The organism is Caulobacter sp. ErkDOM-C (assembly GCF_048541825.1).
In the GTDB taxonomy this organism is placed as follows: Bacteria; Pseudomonadota; Alphaproteobacteria; order Caulobacterales; family Caulobacteraceae; genus Caulobacter.
Window position 1 is genome coordinate 2848161 of sequence record NZ_CP183332.1, and the last position, 21735, is coordinate 2869895.

The following is a 21735-nucleotide window of genomic DNA, read 5'->3' on the forward strand; positions in this document are numbered from 1 at the left end:
TCTCGTCTCCCTAATACAGGTCGGGGTTGGTGGTCAGGGCGCCCGTCGTGCTGCGTCCCCACAGAACCTTGTAGACCCAGGCGGTGTAGAGCAGCACCAGCGGCAGGAAGATCACCGTGCAGATCAGCATGATGAACAGCGTCAGGTGACTGGACGAAGCGTTCCACACCGTCAGGCTCGAGCGCGGATCGATGGCGCTGGGCAGGATGAACGGGAACATCGACAGGCCGACGGTCGAGATGATGCCCAGGGTCGAGGCTGTAGAGCCGGCGAACGACAGTGGCGCCTTGTCGAACCGGAGACCCACCAGGGCCGCCGCCGCGCCGACGAAGCCCAGCACCGGCGCCAGGATCATCCAGCCGTTGCGCACATAGTTGTCGAGCCAGGCGCCGGGCGCGGCCACCACCGTGGTGCGCAGCGGATTGGACGGTCCGGCGGCGTCAGTCAGACCTTCCAGCCGGAAGCCCATGCCGCCGAAGGCGACGAAGAAGCCGCCGGCGGCGAACAGCACGATGCTGGTCAGGCCGGCGATCTCGCCAAAGCGGCGGGCGCGTTCGGTGACGGGCCCCGGCTCACCCTTGACCGTCAGCCAGGCCGCGCCGTGCAGCACCAGCATCGAGACCGACAGCAGGCCGCATAACAGGGCAAAGGGCGAGAACAGGCCCAGCAGCGAGCCCAGATACGAGATCCGCAGATCGCTGTCGAAGCGGAAGGGCGCGCCCTGCAGGACGTTACCGACCGCGACGCCGAACACCAGCACCGGCACGAAACCGCCGGTGAACAGCGCCCAGTCCCAGAACGAGCGCCAGCGCGGGTCGGGCCGCTTGGAGCGATACTTGAAGCCGACCGGCCGCAGGATCATCGCCGCCAGCACCAGGAACATGGCCAGGTAGAAGCCCGAGAAACTGACCGCATAGACGAGCGGCCAGGCCGCAAAGATCGCGCCGCCGCCCAAGATGAACCACACCTGGTTGCCTTCCCAGGTCGCGCCGACGGTGTTGATCACCATGCGGCGCTCCTCGTCGGTCTTCGCGACGAAGGGCAATAGCGCGCCGACCCCCATGTCAAAGCCGTCTGTCAGGGCAAAGCCGATCAGCAGGACGCCCAACAGCGCCCACCAGATGACCCGCAGGGTCGCGTAGTCGATTGGAAGTTCCATGACGGTCATTCCTCAGGCGACGGCCGGTTCGCCGGCGGAGGAAGCGAGGAACGCCTCCTGCTCGGCGAAGGGGCCCTTCTTGATGTGACGCAGGATCAGCCCGACCTCGACCACCGCCAGCCCGCCGTACAGCAGGGTGAAGGCGATGATGGTGGTCCACAGCTGGGCGACGCTCAGACTGGAGGCACCCAGGAAGGTGGGCAACACGCCCTCCACCGCCCAGGGCTGACGCCCGACCTCGGCCAGGATCCAACCCAACTCGGTGGCGATCCACGGCAGCGGGATGGCGCAGACCGCCAGGACCAGGAACCACTTGGTCTGGTGCTTGCGCAGGGTGACCAGCACGAAGGCGGTGGCGAACAGGGCGATCATCAGCAGGCCCGTGCCCGCCATGATCCGGAACGCCCAGAACATCACCGGCACATTGGGAACGGTGTCCCACGAGGCCTTCCTGATGGTGGCGGCGTCGGCCATGCGCGGATCCGAGACATAGCGCTTGAGCAGCAGGCCATAGCCCAGGTCGCGGCGATGCCGCTCAAAGGTGGCGCGGGCGGCCATGTCCTTGGGATTGACCTTCAGCGCTTCGACCGCGCCATAGGCGACGACGCCGGACTCGATGCGGTCCTCGGCGGTGGCGACCAGCTCGAAGATGCCGGCGACAGGCGTGTCGATGCTGCGCGTGGCGATCAGGCCCAGCACATAGGGGATCTTGACCTCGTAGTGGGTCTGGCGGTCCTTGAGACTGGGAATGCCAAAGGCGGTCAGGCCGGCCGGGGCGGGTTCGGTCTCCCACATGGCCTCCAGCGCAGCCAGTTTCATTTTCTGGTTATCGGTCAGGGCGTAGCCGCTCTCGTCGCCCAGCACGACGACCGACAGGGACGAGGCTAGGCCAAAGGCGGCGGCGACCGTCATCGAGCGCTTGGCGACGCCGATGTGCTTGCCCTTCAGCAGGTACCAGGCCGAGACACCCAGCACGAAGACGGCGGCGATGGTGTAGCCCGCGCTGACAGTGTGGACGAACTTCGCCTGGGCCACAGGGTTGAACAGCACCGCGCGGAAGTCGGTGACCTCCATGCGCATGGTGTCGGAATTGAACGCCGCCCCCACGGGATTTTGCATCCAGCCGTTGGCGACCAGGATCCAGAGGGCCGAGAAGTTGGTGCCGATGGCGACCAGGAAGGTCACGGCCAGGTGGCCGACCCGCGAGAGCTTGTCCCAGCCGAAGAACATCAGGCCGACGAAGGTGGCTTCGAGGAAAAAGGCCATCAGCCCCTCGATGGCCAGCGGCGCGCCAAAGATATCGCCGACATAATGTGAGTAGTAGGACCAGTTCATGCCGAACTGGAATTCCATGGTCAGGCCGGTGGCCACGCCGAGGGCGAAGTTGATGCCAAACAGTCCGGCCCAAAACCGCGTGGTCGTCCGCCATATCGGACGCTTGGTCATCACGTAGATGCTCTCCATGATGACGAGCATGAACGAGAGCCCCAAGGTCAGGGGCACGAACAAGAAGTGGTACAGCGCGGTCAGCGCGAACTGCAGCCTCGAGAGATCGACGACGGCGGGGTCCATGCACAGCTCCGAAGCGGACGGCGAATGATCGCGCCGACCGAGAGCACTGCCCTAGGCCGGTCCGGCCGCGCAGACCTTGATCCAGATCAAGGCCGGCGGTCGGGGGCAAACTACACTGAACCCATGCAAGCTCGTCCAGCGCTTATCGCTGGCCCCTCTCAGGTCGCGACAAGATTGAAGGACCTCGCAAGGGCCGGCGCAGCCCCCCTGCGCCGCGCGCGCGCGTGGATCTTGCTGGATGGGGCGGCGGCGACCGCCTTCGCTGCGGCCCTGGCCTGCGCCGTCGACGCCCTGGCCACCGGCCGAGACTTTCAGGGATGGCTGTCCCTGCTGGCCGTTGCCATGATCGCACGCGGCATTATGGCCAAGCTGGCCGGTGAAGCCGGCGCCAGGGCTGCGGCCCTGGTCAAGACCGCCGCCCGCAGCGACGCCACCGCCGCCCTGATGGCCCGCAAGCCCGGTGGCGCGATGTCGAGCGGGGAGGCTACCACCGCCCTGGTCGAAGGGGTCGAGGCGCTGGACGGCCATGTCTCACGCTTCCTGCCGGCGCGGTTCGCGGCCACCGCCACGCCGTTGGCCCTGATCGCCGTCGCCGCTGTCGCCAGTCCGATTGCCGCCGGCATTCTGCTGGGGGCCATGATCCCGTTCATCATCGCCATGGCCCTGGCGGGCACGGCGGCCGCCGCCGAATCCCGCGCCCAGTTCGTGGCGCTGGAGCGTCTGTCGGGCCTGTTCCTGGATCGGGTGCGCGCCCTGCCTGTGGTGCTGACCTTCCAGGCCGAGAGCCGGATCACCCGCGACCTGGCCCGCTCCGCCGACGAGCTGGCGACCCGCACCATCCGCGTCCTGCGGGTGGCGTTCTTCTCGTCCGGCGCGCTGGAATTCTTCGCCGCCCTGTCGGTGGCCCTGGTGGCGGTCTATTGCGGCTTCAACCTGCTGCGCCTCCTGCCCTTCCCGGTTCCGGAACAGTTGGACCTCAAGCGCGCCTTCTTCGTGCTGGCCCTGGCGCCGGAGGTCTATCTGCCGATGCGCCGCCTGGCCGCCGCCTATCACGACCGTCAGGCCGCCGAGGCCGCGACCGCCAGCCTGATCGCCCTACCCTGCCCGCAACCGCGCCTAGCCGCGCCGGTCTTCGCCGCCCCGCCGACGATCCTGTTCAGGGGTGTCACGATCCGCTATCCGGACGCCGACGCGCCCGCGCTGCAGGGGTTCGATCTGGAGATTCCGGCAGGCAAGATCATCGCCCTGCTGGGCCCCAGCGGCTCGGGCAAGACCTCGCTGCTGAACCTGCTGCTCGACCTGGCGCCGCTCAGCGCCGGCGCGGTGCTGATCGACGGCCGCCCCCTGGCGGAGCTTGGCGCGCTGTCGGGCCAGATCGCCTGGGCCGGTCAGCACCCGTTGATCACGCCGGGCTCCATCGCTGACAACATCGCCCTGGCCCACCGCGATGCGACCCGCGAACAGGTTGAAGCCGCCGCCGAGCGCGTCGGCCTGGCCGGCGCCCTGGCCATGCGACCGGGCGGTCTGGACGCCTGGCTGGATGAACGCGGCAGCGGACTGTCGGGCGGCGAGCGCCGGCGACTGTCTCTGGCCCGCGCCATCCTGAAACCCGCGCCGATCCTGCTGATGGACGAGCCCACCGCCAATCTCGACGCCGCCGCCGAGGCCGACCTGCTGGCCGCCCTCCGCGAGGCCGCCGTGGGTCGCACCACCCTGATCGCCACGCACTCGCAGGCCGTCGCCGACCTGGCCGACCATGTGGTGAGACTGACATGAGCGCCTCGCCGCTTCAGGCCCTGATCCGCGCCCAGCGTCGCCGCCATGCCGAGGGCCTGCTGCTGGCGGCCGCCTGCGCCGCCGTGGTTGGGGGTTCCTCCACCCTGCTGCTGGGACTGTCGGGCTGGTTCATCACCGCCTCGGCCCTGGCGGGACTGGCGGGGCTGGCCAGCGCCCAGGCCTTCAATGTGCTGCTGCCCAGCGCCGCCATCCGTCTGCTGGCCATCCTGCGGACCGGCGCGCGCTATGGCGAACGCCTCAGCGCCCACGCCGCCGCCCTGCGATCACTCGCCGCGATCCGGCCGGTGCTGTTTTCCGCGCTCGCCGCCGCCCCGCCCGCCCAGGCCCTGGCCCTTTCCGGCGGCGAGGCTTCCGCCCGGCTGGTGCAGGATGTCGACGCGGTCGAGACAAGGTTCGTGCGGCTGTCGGCCCCTTGGGGCGCAGGCGCCGCCGTCGCTGCGGGGGTTGCGCTGGGCGCGCTGTCGGGCTGGACGACGGCCCTTGCGATCCTGCTGTCAGCCGCCGCCGCGATCCTGGTGGCCCGCGCCCTGGCCCGCCGCGTCTCCGCCCCCGCCGGCCGCCAAATCCAGACCCGCATGGGCGCGCTGAAGGATGTCGCCGCCAGTCTGTCCGCCGCCGCGCCCGAACTGCGCGCCCATGGCCTGGAAGCCTGGGCCGGCCAGACGCTGGAGACTTACGGCCAGGCCGTCGACCAGGCCCGGCTGGACGCCGCCCGCGCCAAAGGGTGGATCGCCGTCTCGCAAGCGGCAATCCTGGGTCTGGCGGTCGTCATCGCCGTGGCCCTGGCCGTCCCGGCCGGTGCGGCGCTGGCGGCGCTGGCGGGCCTGGCCGCCGCCATGGCGATAGAGGGCGTCGCCGGCCTGGCCGCTGCCTTCGACCAGGATGGCGCCGCCGATCAAGCGGCCGAACGGCTGGACGCCGTACTACAATACGCGCCGATGGCGGCGGCCGCGCCCAGCCTGTCGGCGCCCAACCTGCGACTGCTGGACCAGGACTTTGCACCGGGAGACCGCATCGCGATCACCGGGCCGTCGGGCGCCGGCAAGACGACCCTGCTGGAACGCCTGGTGGCCCTGCGCCCCAGCGCGCCCGGAACCATCAGGCTGGGCGGCGCGGATCTGGCCGGTCTCGCCCCTTCGGCCGTCCGCGCGGCCTTCGCCCTGGCGCCCCAGGACGCCGCCCTGATCGCCGGCACCGTGGCCGACAACCTGCGCCTCGCCGCACCAGACGCCTCTGAAGACGACATGTGGGCGGCCCTGCGTGACGCCGCCCTGGACGAGCGCATCCGCTCGGCGCCCGCCGGCCTGAACGCCTGGCTCGGCGACAATGGCGAGCGCCTTTCCGGCGGGGAGCGGCGACGACTGTCCCTGGCCCGAGCCTTCCTTCGTCCAGCGCCGTGGCTGTTGCTGGACGAGCCGACCGAGGGCCTGGACGCCGCCACCGAGGCCGTGGTGCTGGACCGGCTGGCGGCGCGGCTGGACCGCACGGGCCAGGGGGTGGTGCTAGTCAGCCACCGGCCCGCGCCGCTGGCGATCTGCAGGCGGACGCTTGACCTGTCCGCCCCGCCACGCTGATCGCGGATGGCGATGACGCCTCGCGAAGGGCCGGCCCTCAGCTATAAGACCCCAACGGCGCAACCCGCGTTACAGAGACACGACATGAAGGCGGTCCGCCCGACCCCCTACCCCCTTGTTCAGCGACCCGCGCCCCGGCCCCTATTTCGTGGCCGCCGTGGCGATCGCGGCGACCTTCGTGCTGCGGCTGTCGCTGGGCGAGGCGTTCACGGCGGCCTCGTCCTTCCTGCTGTTCATTCCCGCCGTCCTGGTCAGCGCGGCGCTGGGCGGTCTGATCTGCGGCCTGTTCGCCACGGTCTGCGCCAGCGTGGCGGTCGGGCTGGTGACCCAGAACGACGCCCCGACCCTGGTCGGCGCGCTGAGCAGTGTGATCTTCCTGCTGGTCGGCATGGGCATGGCCATCGGTGGCGGCTGGTTCCATGCGGCGCGGCGGCGGGCGGCGGCGACCAACGCCCACCTGCAGTCGATTCTCGACACCGTGCCCGACGCCGTGGTGGTGATCGACCGTGAGGGGATGATGACCTCGTTCAGCCCCGCCGCCGAGCGCCTGTTCGGCTGGACGGCCGCCGAGGCCATCGGCCAGAACGTCAACCTGCTGATGCCCGGTCCCCACCGTGAGGCCCATAATGGCTTTCTGCACCGCTACACCCAGACCGGCGAGAAGCGGATCATCGGTGTTGGCCGCGTCGTGGTGGGCGAGCGCAGGGACGGCTCGACCTTTCCGATGGAACTGGCGGTCGGCGAGACCAAGGGCGCCCGCCCCTCGTTTACGGGCTTCATCCGGGATTTGACCGATCGCCAGCAGACCGAGACCCGCCTGCAGGAGCTGCAGAACGAGCTGGTCCACGTCTCGCGCCTGACGGCGGTGGGCGAAATGGCCTCGGCCCTGGCCCACGAGCTGAACCAGCCCCTCTCGGCCATCGCCAACCTGCTGACCGGTTCGCGCCGGCTGATGGATCGCGGCCGCCCCGCCGATCAGGCCAAGGTGCGCGACGCCATCGACCGCGCCGCCGCCCAGGCCCTGCGCGCCGGCGACGTCATCCACAAGATGCGCGACTTCGTGCGGCGCGGCGCCAGCGAGCGCGAGGTCGAGAGCCTGTCCAAGCTGGTCGAGGAGGCCAGCGCCCTGGCCCTGATCGGCGAAAAGGAACGTCAGGTCGATGTGCGCCTTTCGCTGGATGCCCAGGCCGATCAGGTGTTCGCCGACAGGGTGCAGATCCAGCAGGTGCTGCTGAACCTGATCCGCAACGGCATCGACGCCATGGAGAGCCTGCCGCGCCGCGAACTGGTCATCGCCAGCGATCTGACCGAGGAGGGCTGGGCCCGGGTCAGCGTCGCCGACAGCGGCGTCGGAATCACCGACGCGGTGCGCGAAAAGCTTTTCCAGCCTTTCATGACCACCAAGCCACAAGGTATGGGCGTTGGGCTTTCCATCTCGCGCTCGATCATTGAGGCGCATGGCGGGCGGATCTGGGCCGAGCCCAATCCGGGCGGCGGAACCATCTTCCGCTTCACCCTGCCACCGGCCGACCAGGAGGACGACATCCATGACTGAGGCCGTGGTTCATGTGGTCGATGACGACGAAAGCGCCCGGGAGTCCCTGGCCTTCCTGCTGGAGTCTGCCGACTTCCAGGTGGTCGCCTATGACAGCGCGCCGGCCTTCCTGGACGCCCTGCCCACCGCCCGGCCCGGCTGCGTGATCACCGACGTGCGCATGCCCGAAATGAGCGGTCAGGAGCTGGTCGCAAGGCTGGCGGCGCTGAATGCGCGCATGCCGGTCATCATGATCACCGGCCACGGCGACATCCCCATGGCGGTCGAGGCCATGCGTTCGGGCGTGGTCGACTTCATCGAAAAGCCATTCTCGGAAAGCCGCATCCTGGACGCCCTGAAGCGGGCCATGAACGCCCTGGAATCGCCGTCCATGTCAGACGACCAGGCCGAGATCCTGCAGCGGCTGGAAACCCTGTCGGAGCGCGAACGTCAGGTGCTGGACGGCGTCGTCGCCGGCCATCCCAACAAGGTTATTGCCCGTGAACTGGGGATCAGTCCCCGCACCGTCGAGATCTATCGCGCCAAGCTGATGACCAAGATGCACGCCGACAACCTGGCCGCCCTGGTGCGGATGACGCTGGCGGTTCGGGGTTAGAGCATTTTCCGACGAAGTGGACGCCGGTTCGTCGTCAGAAAATGCGTTAAAACAGAAGACTAGAGCATTTCACCGATCCAGCTGGATCGGAAAATGCTCTAGCCGACCGCTAGCGCCGCAGCGATCTGCTGGCTGAGCGCGTCGGTCATCAGCGGCTTTTCCACGACCCGAACCTTGGCCCAGGCCGGCTGGCGGCGCGTCCGCCCTCCTGACATCAGGATCACCGGCGGGCGTCGCCGCAGCACCAGGTCGCGCAGGCGCGCATCGCAGGCCGGTTCGTCCAGCACGAAACAGGCGGCGTCCAGACGGCTCCAGCAGGCCAGCAACGCCTGGGCCGCGCCAAAGACGCTGACCCGATAACCCTCGGTCTCCAGCGAAAAGCGCAGGGCCTCTCGCAGGGCCTCGTCTTCGTCGAGAACCACGATCAGGGGGCGCCGGGCGCGCTCGCCATTCAGGGCGTAAGAAACACCGCTCATGACGCCATCAGCGCACGCCCGCTCGGGCTTTGCCTTGATCGAGCTCAAGCTGGGTCCCGAGACGCTCCGCAGGCGCGCTTACGTAACGTCCCTTAGGCGTCGCACCCGAATTTACCCTGCGTCTCGCGCGTTCCAGAACAATACCCAACAAGGGACCGCCACATGCTCTCTCCGCTTAGCCAGTCCGAAACCCCGGCTCCGACCACCGCCCCGTTCGGCTTCACCGGTCCCTGCCTTCGCCATGCCCGCGATGAGGAAATCTTCGGCGAGGGCGAGACGGCGGATCACGTCTATCAGGTCATTTCCGGCTCGGTTCGCACCTGCCGAACCCTGCGCGATGGCCGGCGGCAGATCGACGAGTTCCACTTCGCCGGCGACTATTTCGGCCTCGAGGCCGGCGACCTGCATCGGGTATCCGCCGAGGCCATGACCGACACCACCGTGCGGATGGTGCGGCGCGGCGCGCTCAGCCAGCTGGCCGCGCAGCGGCCTGAGGTGGCCCGGGTGCTGTTTCGCCTGACCGTCGAGGGCCTGCAGCGCAGCCAGGACCACGTCTTGATGCTGGGCCGCAAGTCAGCGCGCGAACGGGTGGTCGGCCTGCTGGTCGACCTGGCCGATCGCACCGGCGGCGATGAGCTGGACATCCCGATGTCGCGGCAGGACATGGCCGACTATCTGGGCCTGACCATCGAAACGGTGTCACGCACCCTGACCCAGCTGCAGGCCGATGGCGTTATCGCCATCCCGACCACGCGCCACATCGTGCTGCGTGATGGCGTGGCCCTGCGGCGGCTGGCGAACTAGGCTTTTGTTCTAGCGCACTTTCTTCACGCGAACCGGAATCCACGTCGCGCGAAAAGGCTTCAGCTGCCTTCGTCGCTGCGTTCCAGGCTGGCCAGGGTGGCCTCTTCCTGCGGATCGGCATCGCTGACCTTGCGCAAGGCCGCCTGGCGCAGGGTGTAAACCAGCAGGCCCAACAGGATGACCGCATTGAGCACGAATGGCCCCCAGCCGATCCAGCGATAAAGCATCACGAACAGCGGACCGAACACCACGTTGAGGCCGTTGATGGCGGCGATCGCCCCGGCGGCGCCGGCCTGGTCCTTGGCGCCCACCGACAGCGAAGCCCCGGCCGTGAATCCCGGCCGGGCGAAACCGTAGCCGAGATTGGCGATGGCGAACCCGATGGCCACGGCCGCGTAGTCGGGCGCGAACGCCACGACCACATTGCCCACCACCGCCGCCGCCACGCCCCAGCGCATCAGGTCGCGCGGGCGCATGGCGAACATCCGGATCAGGCCCCACTGGGCCAGCAGCCCGGCCACCGCCCCGGCCGCCATGGCCAGGGTGATGTAGCCCTGGGCCTGCATGGGCGGCAGTTGCAGCTTGTCGATGATCAGGAAGCCCAGGGTCTGGGACTGGGCGGTCTGGCAGGAGGCGACCAGAAAGCCATAGATCAGGAAGGGCTTGAGGCGCGGATCCCTCCACAGGGCCGCCCCCTCGCCCTTGAACGAAAGGCCAAAGCCCCTGCGCGGCGGCGGATCGGCGACGCCCCGCTTGAAGGTTTCGGGCAGGCCGCGCTGCACGACAATAACCATGATCCCGGCCAGGATGGCGAAGGCGAACATCGGTCCCGCCAGTCCCACCACCGGCAGGACGAACAGCGGCGCCAGCAGCGGCCCGACCACCGTGCCCAGACCAAAGGCCCCGGCCAGGGTGGCCATACTCTGGGTGCGCTCCTCGCGACTGGTGCGCTCAGCCATATAGGCCTGGGTGGCGGGATTGGACGCCGAGCCGAACAGGCCAAACAACGCCCGCGCCATCAGGAATAGAACAAAGATCACCATGGGCGCAGCCAGGTGAAGCAGGCCGGCGCTGACCACGATGGCGCACAGGGTCATGGACACGCTAAAGCCGACCAGACCCAGCAGGATCAAGGGCTTGCGGCCATGCAGGTCGGACTGCCGGGCCCAGAACGGCGAGCTGATCGCCCACAGCACGGCCGACAGCGAGAAGATCGCCGCCACCAGCACGTCGGGAATGCCGATCTCCCGTCCGATGGCCGGCAGCACCGACCACATGCCGCTGTTGCCCATGGCCGAGACCACCGACACCCCGAAGAGGATCGCGAAAGCGCCCCGGTTGCTTCGGGCTTCTGGTGCGGCGGTAGACATCAAACGACTGTTAGGCCGCCGACCGTCGCGGTGCAACTCGCCGCGGGTGCGCGCTCAGGAACCTTGGCTTAATCATTAACCGCGATGATGCGGCATCAATTCTCGGGGTCGGTCTTCCGCTATGTTCCAGATCATCGGCATCGTCCTGCTCTTCGCCCTGGTGTTTGGCAGCTACCTGATCTCGGGCGGCAAGATGGACGTGATCCTTCACGCCGCACCGCACGAACTGATGGCCATCGGCGGGGCCGGCGTCGCCGCCTACCTGATCGCCAACTCGATGACGGTGATCAAGGGCACGGGGCCCGCGTTCGGCAAGATCTTCGGCGGCCCCAAGTGGAAAGCCTCCGACTATCGCGACCTGCTGGCCCTGCTGTTCCTGCTGACCAAGACCATGAAGTCCAAGGGCGTCATCGCCCTGGAAAGCCACATCGAAAAGCCGCACGATAGCTCGATCTTTTCGCGCTACCCCAAGATCGCCAAGGACCACTTCGCCGTCGACTTCATCTGCGACACCCTGCGGATGATGACCATGAACCTGGAAGATCCCCACCAGGTCGAGGACGCGATGGAGAAGCAGCTCGAAAAGCACCATCACGAGGCCCACGGCCCGGCGCACGCCCTGACCAATCTTTCGGACGGCCTTCCAGCTCTGGGCATCGTCGCCGCCGTGCTGGGCGTCATCAAGACCATGGGCTCGATCACCGAGCCGCCGGCCGTTCTGGGCGGCATGATCGGCGGCGCGCTGGTCGGCACCTTCATGGGCGTGTTCATGGCCTATGGCCTGGTCGGCCCGATGGCCACCCGCCTGGCCGGGGTGATCGACGAGGACGCGGCCTTCTACAGGATCATCCAGGCCGTCCTGGTCGCCCACCTGCACGGCAACGCCGCCCAGATCTCGGTCGAAATCGGCCGCGGCAACGTGCCCAGCACCGCCCAGCCCAGCTTCCTGGAGCTGGAAGAAGCCCTGTCGCAGATCCCCAACGAAGCCTGACCGGACGTATCGAGTCTGTCACCGAAGTAATCACGGCCGCGTGAAGTCACGCTTGCGCGCCCGTTCGAACCGGTATTCCCTTCGATGGACAGACCTAGCGCGAAAGCGCGCGCGACCCGCCAGACCAACAGCCGCAAGGGATTTCCCATGAGCACCACCGTTCTTCGCACGCTCCTGATCGCCAGCGTGGCCGCATCGGCCCTCTCGCTCGCCGCTTGCGGCAAGAAGGAAGAGGGCGGCGAGGCCTCGACCGCCGCCGCCGAAGCGGCCGCTGCCGGCGCCGGCACGGTGACCGACGCCGCCACCGCCAAGGACCAGGCCGCCGCCGACGCCAACAAGGCCGCCGCCGATGCCGCCGCCGCGCCGATGACCGAGGATGACACGGTCGCCGCCACGGGCGCGACCGCCGCCGAGGCCCCGGCCTCCGCCGCCAAGGCGCCGGCCCAGCCGGCCCATGCTCCGGAAGAGAAAAAGGCCGCCCACTAAGCGCGTTTTTTAGCTTGCCGATCGAAGGGGCCGCCTGACCGGGCGGCCCCTTTTTCGTGGGCGTCTTGACAGGCTCACGGCCGGGGCGGCTCTAACGCGCCATGATCGACCCCGCCCCGCAAGACGCCTCGCCCCTCGTCTGGAACGACGATGGCCTGCCGCGATCGCGGCTCTATGGCGATGTCTACTTCTCCAGCGCCGATGGCCTGGCCGAGACCCGGGCCGTGTTCCTGACCGGCTGCGGCATGCCGGAAAGCTTCGCAGGGCGTGACCGGCTGGTGGTCGGCGAGCTGGGCTTTGGCACGGGCCTCAACATCGCCGCCCTGCTGGATCTGTGGCGGCGGGAAGCCCCTGCGCAGGCGAGACTGCACATCTTCTCGATCGAGGCCCATCCGATCTCCCGCGAGGACGCCGCCCGCGCCCTGGCCGTCTGGCCCGAGCTGGGCGAGGCCGCCCAGGTCCTGCTCGACCACTGGCCGGGCCAGGCCCGGGGCTTCCATCGCGTCGACCTGCCGGGCTTCCGCGCCACCCTGGATCTGGCGGTCATGGACGTGCGTCAGGCTCTGGACAGTTGGGACGGCGCAGCCGACGCCTGGTTCCTGGACGGCTTTTCGCCAGCCCTCAATCCGGCGATGTGGAGCGAGGACATCCTGGCCGCCGTCGCCGCCCGCTCGGCCCCGGGCGCGCGAGCCGCCACCTTCACAGTGGCCGGCGCGGTGCGGCGCGGCCTGCAGGCGGCCGGCTTCGAGATCGCCAAGCGCCCTGGCTTTGGCCGCAAGAAGGATCGACTGGAGGCCTGGCTACCGGGCGAACCATCCGCCCCGCCCCGCCCCGCCAGCCTGGCGATCATCGGCGGCGGGATCGCCGCCGCCGCCCTGGCCCGCGCCGCCGTATCGCAAGGCCTGGCCCCCACGATCGTCGACGCCGGCGAAGCGCCAGCCTCGGGCAATCCGGCCGCCCTGGTCACCCCGGCCCTCGACGCCGGCGGCGGTCCGCGCGCCGCCCTGCCCGCCCAGGCCTTCGCACGCGCGGTCCAGCTGTATGAAGACCTGCCCGGCGCGGTGATCGCGCGCGGCGTGCTGCAACTGGCCCAGACCCCGCAGGTCGCGGACCGCTTCGCCATCATCGCTGGGCAGGAGATCTTCGAGCCGGGATCGATGACCCTGCTGGTCTCGGCGTCCGAGCCTCTGGGCGAACCCGCCGGCCCCGCCCTGGCCATGGCAAAGGCCCTTGTGGTCGAACCGCACGTGATCCTGGACGCCTGGCGAGGCCAGACCCTCGCCGCGCGGGTGCATGCCGTGGAGCGCGACGCCGACGGCTGGCGCCTGCTGGATGCCGAAGGGGCCGAGATCCTGCGCGCCGACCTGGTGGTGGTCGCGGCGGGCGCCGGGCTGGGCGGCCTTTTGCCCAACCTGCGCCACCGCCCCGTGCGCGGCCAGGCCAGCTGGACGCTCCTGGCCGAGGGCGGCAGCCAGGCTCCGGCCGCGTTCGGCGGCTATGCGATACCCACCCGGGAGGGCGTGCTGTTCGGGGCCACCCATGACCGAGACGTGCTGGATACGGATGAGCGGCCCGAGGATCACCTGCGCAATCTCGAGACCCTGGCCAAGGGCCTGCCGGCGCTGGCGGCCCGGCTGGATGGTGCGCCGCTGTCCGGGCGGGCCGCAACGCGCGTGACCACAGCCGACCACCTGCCGCTGGCGGGTCGCTTGCCCGACGGACTGTTCGTGCTGGGCGGCCTGGGCGGGCGAGGGTTCTGTCTGGCCCCCTTGCTGGCCGAGCATATTGTGGCTGCGGCAATCGGCGCGCCGTCGCCCCTCCCGCGCGAATTGTCGCGGTTGGTCGCACCGGCGCGTTTTGACTCGCCCGTGGCGAGAGCCGGCCTATAGTGGAGCTCGGAATTGGACCCTTGGGTCTGCGTGATCGAGCTTTTGTCAGCCCAGTTCGTGCTGACGAAGGGCGTCCGCCTCTTGAGACGGCGCCCCAGGACATGAGGCCGACTCCCCCCAGTTGGCCCATGCCGGCGGCCTGTTAGCCCTCAAGGCCGCCGACGGTGACGCTCCCGACGCCCCATCGGGAGCGTCTTTCGTTTGGGCCATCTCCAAAGAAAAAGGGCCCGACCTTTCGGTCGAGCCCCAGTCCTGTTGTTTGACGTCGAACCTAGAAGTTGATCGAGATCGTCGAACGACGGTTCAGAGGTTCCTTCACGCCATCACCGGTGGCGACGGCTGGAGCGCTTTCGCCCTTCCAGTCGACGGCCAGGGTCGTGGCGACGACACCCATGCCCACCAGGCCGTCGGCAACAGCCTTGGCGCGGCGTTCCGACAGACGGGCGTTGTAGCGATCCGAACCCGACGTATCGGTGTGACCGGTGATCGTCAGCTTGGTCGCCGAACCGTTCCGGGCATAGTCAGCGGCCTGTTGAACCACCGCCTGGGCTTCCGGCGTCAGCACGTACTGATCGAACGGGAAGTAGACCATGAACTCGCGGGCTTCATAGACCGGAGCCGGCGGCGGGGGCGGCGGAGCCGGGGGCTCGGGCGGCGGGGCCGGAGGCGCCATCGGCGGCGCGGGCGGCAGCGGCGGCGGGGGCGGGGGCGCGCCGAAGGTATAGCGCACGCCCAAGGTCACCGAGGCGTCCTCGTACTTGCCTTGATGCACGCCGGTGTTGGTGATCGAGCCAACGCCCGGACCGATATTCTGGGTCACCTGACCCCACTTGAGGTCCTTGGTGGCCAGGTAGCGGCCGGTCAGGTCCAGGCTCCAGTTGGGCGAGAAGTCCCAGGCCAGGCCCAGCAGGCCCTGATAGGCGAAGGCCTGATCAACGTCGTCGAAGCTGGCGTTCTGGAACGGCGCGCCGCCGGCCGGAACGCCGCTCAGCTGACCATAGACCTTGTTGTGCACCCAGGCCGCGCCGGCGCCGGCGCCGATGAACGGATGGAGGCTAGAGTCGGGCATGAAGTCATAGATGACATTGGCCATCAGGGTGGTGGCCTTCATCTCGCCGTTCGGCTCGCCGCAGGCGGGCGACGAGGCCGTGCGGATCGGGCCGGCGGTGCAGAGACCGATCGGCTGGGCGCCGGAAAGGCCCGAACCGCGGACGCCGTCGATATCGGCGCCGCGATAGCCGTACTCGGCTTCAACGCGCCAGTTGGGCGAGAACTTGTAGCCCAGACGACCGAAGGCCGCCCAGTCTTCCTTCTGGGAGAAGTCCCAGTCGTACCCCGTTGACGACGTCGCCTTGACGTCCTTGGGCATGTGGTAGCCGACGTCGCCGGCAACATACCAACCGCTCGTCGCGCTTTGAGCGGACGCGCTCGTGGCGGCGCAAAGCGCGACCACCGCGACGCCGGCCAACAATTGGAATCTCATGGTTTGCACCCTCGCTGGAATTGTCATGGGGCCGACCCGGAGGCGGACCCGACAGGACAAACGCAGCGGCGAGGATTTCGTATGTGGCAAAATGACCACATTTCGAAAAACCGAAGCATCCGGCCCCGGAACATCGACGGGGATCGGGGCGAGGAAAGGTCGCCGACCACGCTCAAACGCGCCGATAGCCGCGCTTCAGGCTAAGCGGCCACACAAGAAAAAGGAAGGGAATGGTGGACGCGACAGGGCCGATAAGGTGGGTTTTTTCACGGTCGCCCAACGGTCCCGTCTGATCGTCCTCCACCGGCTCTGCGGCAATGTTGATGATGGCGTCGTCGCCCATGTTTGGACTCCTAGACTGAGGTTCGGGATTAGCCGTCAGGCTGCCGATCCGAGCGGTGCGACGTCAAGATCGGGCTGATAGCGGGAGGGGCCACTGGTGTGCTGGACGCCTGTCCGGTGCCATTAAGCCCGGTCATATTGCGACGACGGTCTCACCACCGTCGGCCTGGACCGTCTGAATGGACCGTTTCACGCTCATCACGGTCATCGGCGAGGCGGCGTGCAGCCGGGCGGTGGCGCGGATACCGAGACCGTCCTGCAACGACTTCCTGATCGCGGCCAGACGGTCTTCGGGCATGGGCTTGCGACCGCTCTTCTTGGTGGTGCGACGCAGGCCCGACAGGATGCGTTCTCGGGCCATGCTGCGCTCGAACTCGGCAAAAACCGACAGCATTCCGAACATCATCCGGCCCGAAGGCGTGCTGGTGTCGAGCCCTTGCTGATGCAGGTAGAGGTCCACGCCCTTGGCTTGGATGTCGCCCAGGAAGGCGACCAGATCGTTCAGGGATCGTCCGAGGCGGTCAACGGACCAGGCTGCGATCAGATCGATTTCCCGGCGGCTGACGGCCTTCAGCAAGGCATCGTAGGCGGGGCGTTGATCGCGGCCCTTGGCACCACTGATCCCCTCGTCGGTGTGGACGCCGACCACGATCCAGCCCGATCGTTGGGCGACAGCGTGAAGCTCTCGCAGTTGGTTCTCGACCGTCTGATTACGGTCGGTGCTGACCCTCGCGTAGATCGCCACTCGTTTCAGGGATGGTCTCCAGGGCCGTTGATGACGGTGTCGAGATTCTCACGGATCGGCAGGGCGTCAAGGAAACGGGGACGACGCGCCGTGATCTGGTCGGGTCTGCTGTTCCTGCAAACGGATGATGTGGGGAACGCTTCGGGCTGATGATCGAACCCTTGTTCCGCCTCGACTTTCTGAGCGCCAACAGCGGGACATTCCAGGGAGGTTTGCAGGAACGGTTGCGCGCCGATCTGCGCGCCCGCCGTCAGGAAAAACCCCTCCGGATGTCTCTCTCCTTAGTGAGTCTATAAAGGAACGAGACATCTGAAGGGAAAATCACCTCACCCCCGTTCGTTCTCACCCCCAGCAACGGGCGCGCAATCGTCAGGGCCGACGATCAGGGCGAGACCTGGCTGTCCACCGGGTCAGTAGTCGCGGGTACCGCCTCATCTTCGGCTGGAGCCTCTGCTGCAGGCGCACTCGCCGGTCCGGTCGCGGGCACCGCCTCACCACCGGCTGGAGCCTCTAATGCGGGAACGCTCACCGTTCCGGTTGTGGTAAGAACTTCGACCGGTGGAAATCGCCGATCAAACTCGTGCCTAGCTGCGGTGTGGCATGCCGTCCCAAGGTCAGCGAGCGTGAGCGATCCGTTCCCTCTCGGGGCTAATCGAACCGCGTGATAAGCAAGCCACGAGCCACTTCGAATTCGCTCTGCTTCTGTACTTCGTTGCGTCGTCCCGACGTCGATAAAGTCGGATAATTCGCCGACGTAGCCACAACGCTCATTTACGTCCTTCGCGAACGCGCTCGCACGCCATTTCGCCATAGAAAGCGCTTCAGCATCATTCGATTCCAGGCCGACAAAATGGAGCACGCACACTTGGATCATGACGTTGATCATGCCCGCGTCGCAACTGGACACCTTGGGGTGACCCTTATCCAGTTGCTTTGCTTGGTGTGCGTCTCGTTTGTCAGAAGTTTCCGCTGGGTCTGAGCATCCAATTAAAGAAACCGCCACAATCATCAAAGCCAATGCACCCAACTTCATCTGTATACCTCACCCTGATTCAATAGACTCTCCACTGCGAGCTCAAAGTCAATTCTGTTGGGGTAATGTTGATGATCTAAGTGCCGCACTGTTCTACTTCGCGAGGCCTCAGCCGCACTGATCCGAACAGCGCCGGCACGGAGCAATGCCCCCCGAGCTTGCTGTCTTCCAACGGGATGAAGTGGCGGAGGATTTCGAACTTTCTGGTCCGATAGCCCCGTTGGAACATCCCACGGAGAACCGCGTCCGTGTTGTCCGAGAGCCGGTCGCTTCGCCTGAAACGCGCATAGCTGAGCAGCACGGTGACTGCACTGGAGATGGCTGCGGCCAGGCCTGCGATCAACGCGGTTGGCCAATTGGCCGTATCGAGCAACTGTGAAACGACCATGGAGCCCCCAGTCAGAGCCTATCCCATGTGCCCGGGAAGGCAACCTCCGATAATTATAGTGCACCACTTCGCGCTATGCGGGTTTTTGCCGACCCAGCCTAGACCGTCCAATCATACAGACCGCCGCTGTCGGCCATCCGGAGAAGGCTGCGCCATTTCACGTCTTCGATGTTTTCGACGATGTGGGGAATCCCGCGCCCAGAGCAGACCTCGCGGATTTCGCGACGAATCTCGACCGTCACAGGCTCATTCCGGGGTCCGTGAATCCCGACCAACAGCCAACCCTGGTCCTCTGACATGCGTCGCAATTCGATGACCGCGACGCCGTCCTTGTATTCCGCAAAGGCGACCCGGCCTGTCAGCGGGCCCATGATGCGGTGTCTGAGGCAGTTTTCGTACTTCCGCGAGGCCCGGATGAGGTCGCTGGCGCTGACCAAGGGCTGGAAGACTTCATCGCGAACCAGCGGGTGATCCGGGAAGCTCTTTGCCCTCCGGATCAATCTGACGATCACCGCCGAGAGCTTGGATTTGGGTCCGAGCGCGAGAATGGCCCGCTCGATCGTTTCGTCAGTCGGGGGATTGGGCAGCGTTCGCAGGACGTCGATGGATTTCTGGAAATCCCGGACTTCCATGAGATTGTCAGCCCGTTTCAGAACGCCGGGGAGGAGCCACTTGGATTCGAGACTGGTCAGCGCATCCAGCGTCAGCTTGCTGATGTAGCCGCAGTGCCTGAGCGCACGGGCCTGCAACCGCTTATCGGGATCGCTGAAGATGTCGAACAGAAGGTCGTAGTAGGTCGCCCGTGGCAGGGGCTGGCCACCCATCCGGGCAAAGGCGCCGAGCAATCCCTCTGGGGGCTCACTGCGGCAGTACGATACGATCTCCCTGGCCTTACCGGATCGCAGAACCAGCGCGAGATCGGAATCATCCGCAGCCGGATGGAGTCTCACAGAAAGCGCGGCGAAGATTGCGTGCCGGGACATCGGCGCCGCGCTGAGGACGCGTGCCAGAAGGCCGGGCGCGAGGGCGTCGAGCGCGATCAGGCGCTTGGTGGGCCAGCCAATGAGGTCTGGCGGATTGGGATCAGAGATCGGGCGGCGGGTGTTGCGGTCGGCTTCGTCAACGTCGCTCGCCATGTAGAACTCTGCTCCCGTGTTTCAGTACGGGCATGGTCTCACAAGTCGCGAATCTGTCGAGGAAAACGAACGATGCTGCCGCAGGATGTCGTCAGACGATCCCGTTCCGGTGAGGTTGACGGCCAGCGCCGGGCGGCCAGCGGGGCGCTCCACGCCGCTCGACACCCGAAAGCAGGCCTCGCGATCGGCTGAAAGGGTGGGAGGCGGACTTCACGCCGAGCGGCCTGTAAGGCGTCGTCGCGCCAGATGCGGACATTTGTGCCCCTCCAGAAGTACGACCTTCAAATCAGCTCCGGTCCGGCAAAACCGGAACTCGGGGTCACTGCAGGAACCGGACTTTCGGCGGTCCACATGCGAAGGCCCCGCTGCCGCTCTCGCAGCAGGCGGCCGGGTATGCCTCACAGGCAAGAGCGCGCGGCTATTCCTCTACCCTCTCACATTCAGACAAATCGTCCGGTTGAGCCAACTCGACCAGCTAGTCGAGAGATCGCTCTGCAAGCGCGGCTCCTTACGCGGGGAAACCTATGCGTTTCCGACGCGCGAACCTTTCGGAGCCAGGACATTCAGGCGCTCATTGCCGCTTGGCCAGAACACAACAAACGTCGCGTCCGGAAACTGCGGTGATGTGCAGCGGAGTTCCACCGTCTGGTCACGCAGGATCTCGATGCCGTTCCTGCCAGCAGCATCGCGCAGCAGGGCTTCAAGCTCGGCAGGCGCCTCCGTCATGGCCATCTGGCTCATTGGCAGACGGATATTGCCAAAGGGATAGTCTACCTCTGTCAGCTCATCGGCCACGGTTCACCTCGTTTCCAGCGTTTATGCCGCCCTCAGCAGAAGGCTGGCCCACCGCCGCAAAGTCCAAGCGCTTCTGGCCAGTCCGGTCTGGATATCTCACTCCCCCGGCCTTCAGCATAGGTTCCACGCCGGCATGCGGACATCTCGCAGTTCGCGACCAAAAAAGGTCGCAAAATCCATGACGTTGTCGTGGCGGACATACTCGGTGTCCCGCGAGGTTTTCAGGCTCTCGGGAACAACAAGTGTGATGTTCATCGTCGCCATGTCCTCGATGGCGTTGGCGGCGATCGTCTCATCGACCGTCGCGAGGTACAGGTCGCTGGCGCCCATCTCCCGCTCCACCTGTTTCCAGCGTTCGCGCAGGGTCGTCTTGGCGCTGAGGATCAGGCCTCGCGCCGGCCCCTCAAGCTCTCCCCGCAGATGGGCGAGCGACGGCAGGACGAAGTCCGGGCGCTTTCTGGCTTCGATGACGACCTGCTTGGCGAACGGAATACTGCCCGCCTCAAGCATGGCCTCGATGTGATGCTCGAACGAGTACCCGGCGCGCGACTTTCGCTGCTGGCTGGCGGAAAGCATGATCCGGTCGATCTCGGCGACCCCGTCAACCATCCGGCGGATGACCGTTTTCATGTCCATTGCAGCGGGTTGGTCGCCGAAGACGGCGCGGACCAGCTCCACTGCCCGTTCGCGCCGTTGGAAATCGCGGAAAAGCTCCCATTCGATCGCGCGGCTGATTTCACGAATGGCGTCGCCCGGCCTGGCCAGGCCGAACGGATCAAGGCTGGCCAGACCCTTGCCCTCCAAGAACCGGCCGCGCGCCAGTACAGCGAGCTCGGCCGTCGCGGGCATGGCCGCCCGGCCGGCGGCGAAGCTGGCGATATCATTGGCCAGCCAAGCTGCGGCGACCTCCTCCGCAAATCCCATGATACGATCACGCTCGAGGGCCGAGATCGCAGCCGGCTGGAGAACAGCGACAGCGAAGTCGGACGCCAGGTCGAGCACATCGACCAGCAGGGCCGAAGCGTCGGAATCAGAGCTGATGGTCAGGCAGATGAAGGTGGGCTCTGGCGCATCATGCTTCTGCGCCATGACCAGCCAGGACGCCGGCGAAAGCTGGCTGAAAGCCGCCTTCGGCAGACCCGTCATGTGGGTTTCAGCGCCCTTGCTCGTGTAATGCACGAGGCGCGTCGCCTTCTCTTCCCCGACCTGCGGCCATTCGGTCCGGAAGTATACCTCTCGAATCTCTGCGGCCTCATCCCCGCGATGGCGGGTCACCAAAGCCGGGAAGAAGCCGTCGTCGCGCTGGGCGGGTGGGATGTAAACGCCCGCCTGATGCTTGTTCGCCTTCTGCGCCCAGTCGCGGTCATTGTTGGAAAGCTTCTTGACCAGCACTTTTCGGGATCGCGAAAGCAGGTCGATGAGCAGGGTTTCGCCGGTATCCTCGGGCGCAAACAGATCGGTCTCGGATGTCATCTAATCTCCAGGACAGTCCAGTCTAGATAGACCAGAGAACTATCGGGGGCCAGAACCGTCGACATTCGCTGG

The 21735-nt window shown here is 66.9% G+C and carries 20 protein-coding genes; 8 read left to right on the forward strand and 12 right to left on the reverse strand.

Annotation, left to right across the window (positions count from 1 at the left end):
* Positions 1-10: 10 nt before the first annotated feature.
* Positions 11-1159, reverse strand: a complete 1149-nt coding sequence (gene cydB / locus ACN2C8_RS13795) for a cytochrome d ubiquinol oxidase subunit II (RefSeq protein WP_419252413.1) — start codon at positions 1157-1159, stop codon at positions 11-13.
* A gap of 12 nt (positions 1160-1171) precedes the next feature.
* Positions 1172-2731 (reverse strand): cytochrome ubiquinol oxidase subunit I, encoded by a 1560-nt coding sequence (locus ACN2C8_RS13800; protein WP_419252415.1) that lies wholly within the window; start codon positions 2729-2731, stop codon positions 1172-1174.
* Positions 2732-2854: 123 nt separating this feature from the next.
* On the opposite strand from ACN2C8_RS13800, the gene cydD reads away from it, so the two are divergent.
* From cydD to fixJ, 4 genes are all read left to right on the forward strand, one after another.
* Positions 2855-4507, forward strand: a complete 1653-nt coding sequence (gene cydD, locus ACN2C8_RS13805) for a thiol reductant ABC exporter subunit CydD (RefSeq protein ID WP_419252416.1) — start codon at positions 2855-2857, stop codon at positions 4505-4507.
* Entirely contained in the window at positions 4504-6102 is a 1599-nt protein-coding gene (locus ACN2C8_RS13810) for an amino acid ABC transporter ATP-binding/permease protein (RefSeq protein ID WP_419252418.1), read from the forward strand. The genes cydD and ACN2C8_RS13810 overlap by 4 nt, the downstream gene beginning before the upstream one ends.
* Positions 6103-6217: 115 nt before the next feature.
* The gene (locus tag ACN2C8_RS13815) at positions 6218-7657 is read left to right on the forward strand and encodes a PAS domain S-box protein (RefSeq protein ID WP_419252420.1); all 1440 of its coding nucleotides are present in this window, start codon (positions 6218-6220) and stop codon (positions 7655-7657) included.
* A complete protein-coding gene (fixJ, locus tag ACN2C8_RS13820) occupies positions 7650-8252 on the forward strand; it encodes a response regulator FixJ (RefSeq protein WP_419252422.1) in 603 nt (200 codons plus the stop codon). Before ACN2C8_RS13815 ends, fixJ begins: the two co-directional genes overlap by 8 nt.
* Before the next feature lie 98 nt (positions 8253-8350).
* On the opposite strand, the gene ACN2C8_RS13825 is transcribed toward fixJ, so the two are convergent.
* Positions 8351-8728, reverse strand: coding sequence for a nucleoside transporter (locus ACN2C8_RS13825; RefSeq protein WP_419252423.1), 378 nt, complete (start codon positions 8726-8728; stop codon positions 8351-8353).
* Between the two features lie 162 nt (positions 8729-8890).
* On the opposite strand from ACN2C8_RS13825, the gene ACN2C8_RS13830 reads away from it, so the two are divergent.
* Positions 8891-9532, forward strand: a complete 642-nt coding sequence (locus ACN2C8_RS13830; RefSeq protein ID WP_419252424.1) for a helix-turn-helix domain-containing protein — start codon at positions 8891-8893, stop codon at positions 9530-9532.
* Between the two features lie 59 nt (positions 9533-9591).
* Here ACN2C8_RS13830 and ACN2C8_RS13835 read toward each other — a convergent pair whose 3' ends face one another.
* The gene (locus tag ACN2C8_RS13835; RefSeq protein ID WP_419252425.1) at positions 9592-10902 is read right to left on the reverse strand and encodes an MFS transporter; all 1311 of its coding nucleotides are present in this window, start codon (positions 10900-10902) and stop codon (positions 9592-9594) included.
* A 121-nt stretch (positions 10903-11023) separates the two neighbouring features.
* On the opposite strand from ACN2C8_RS13835, the gene motA reads away from it, so the two are divergent.
* The 3 genes from motA to mnmD all read left to right on the forward strand — a co-directional run bounded on the left by motA (position 11024) and on the right by mnmD (position 14268).
* Positions 11024-11893, forward strand: coding sequence for a flagellar motor stator protein MotA (gene motA, locus ACN2C8_RS13840; protein ID WP_419252427.1), 870 nt, complete (start codon positions 11024-11026; stop codon positions 11891-11893).
* A gap of 147 nt (positions 11894-12040) precedes the next feature.
* Positions 12041-12379, forward strand: a complete 339-nt coding sequence (locus tag ACN2C8_RS13845) for a hypothetical protein (RefSeq protein ID WP_419252428.1) — start codon at positions 12041-12043, stop codon at positions 12377-12379.
* Between the two features lie 101 nt (positions 12380-12480).
* Complete coding sequence (gene mnmD, locus ACN2C8_RS13850) at positions 12481-14268, forward strand: tRNA (5-methylaminomethyl-2-thiouridine)(34)-methyltransferase MnmD (RefSeq protein WP_419252429.1); 1788 nt, start codon at positions 12481-12483, stop codon at positions 14266-14268.
* 271 nt (positions 14269-14539) lie between these two features.
* Here the strand turns inward: mnmD and ACN2C8_RS13855 are convergent, their stop codons facing one another.
* From ACN2C8_RS13855 to ACN2C8_RS13890, 8 genes are all read right to left on the reverse strand, one after another.
* Positions 14540-15751, reverse strand: coding sequence for an OmpA family protein (locus ACN2C8_RS13855; RefSeq protein ID WP_419252431.1), 1212 nt, complete (start codon positions 15749-15751; stop codon positions 14540-14542).
* 172 nt (positions 15752-15923) lie between these two features.
* Positions 15924-16094 carry a hypothetical protein gene (locus tag ACN2C8_RS13860; protein ID WP_419252433.1) on the reverse strand — a complete coding sequence of 57 codons (171 nt, stop codon included), beginning with the start codon at positions 16092-16094 and terminating at the stop codon, positions 15924-15926.
* Between the two features lie 132 nt (positions 16095-16226).
* Positions 16227-16838: a recombinase family protein gene (locus ACN2C8_RS13865; RefSeq protein ID WP_419252435.1), complete on the reverse strand. Its 612-nt coding sequence runs from the start codon at positions 16836-16838 to the stop codon at positions 16227-16229.
* Positions 16839-17220: 382 nt separating this feature from the next.
* Positions 17221-17871 carry a hypothetical protein gene (locus ACN2C8_RS13870; protein ID WP_419252437.1) on the reverse strand — a complete coding sequence of 217 codons (651 nt, stop codon included), beginning with the start codon at positions 17869-17871 and terminating at the stop codon, positions 17221-17223.
* Positions 17872-17947: 76 nt separating this feature from the next.
* Positions 17948-18259 (reverse strand): hypothetical protein, encoded by a 312-nt coding sequence (locus tag ACN2C8_RS13875; RefSeq protein ID WP_419262191.1) that lies wholly within the window; start codon positions 18257-18259, stop codon positions 17948-17950.
* A 98-nt stretch (positions 18260-18357) separates the two neighbouring features.
* Positions 18358-19395: a hypothetical protein gene (locus ACN2C8_RS13880; protein ID WP_419252439.1), complete on the reverse strand. Its 1038-nt coding sequence runs from the start codon at positions 19393-19395 to the stop codon at positions 18358-18360.
* Between the two features lie 522 nt (positions 19396-19917).
* Complete coding sequence (locus ACN2C8_RS13885; protein WP_419252440.1) at positions 19918-20190, reverse strand: hypothetical protein; 273 nt, start codon at positions 20188-20190, stop codon at positions 19918-19920.
* A gap of 111 nt (positions 20191-20301) precedes the next feature.
* Positions 20302-21663: a type II restriction endonuclease gene (locus ACN2C8_RS13890; RefSeq protein WP_419252442.1), complete on the reverse strand. Its 1362-nt coding sequence runs from the start codon at positions 21661-21663 to the stop codon at positions 20302-20304.
* Between the last annotated feature and the right edge of the window lie 72 nt (positions 21664-21735).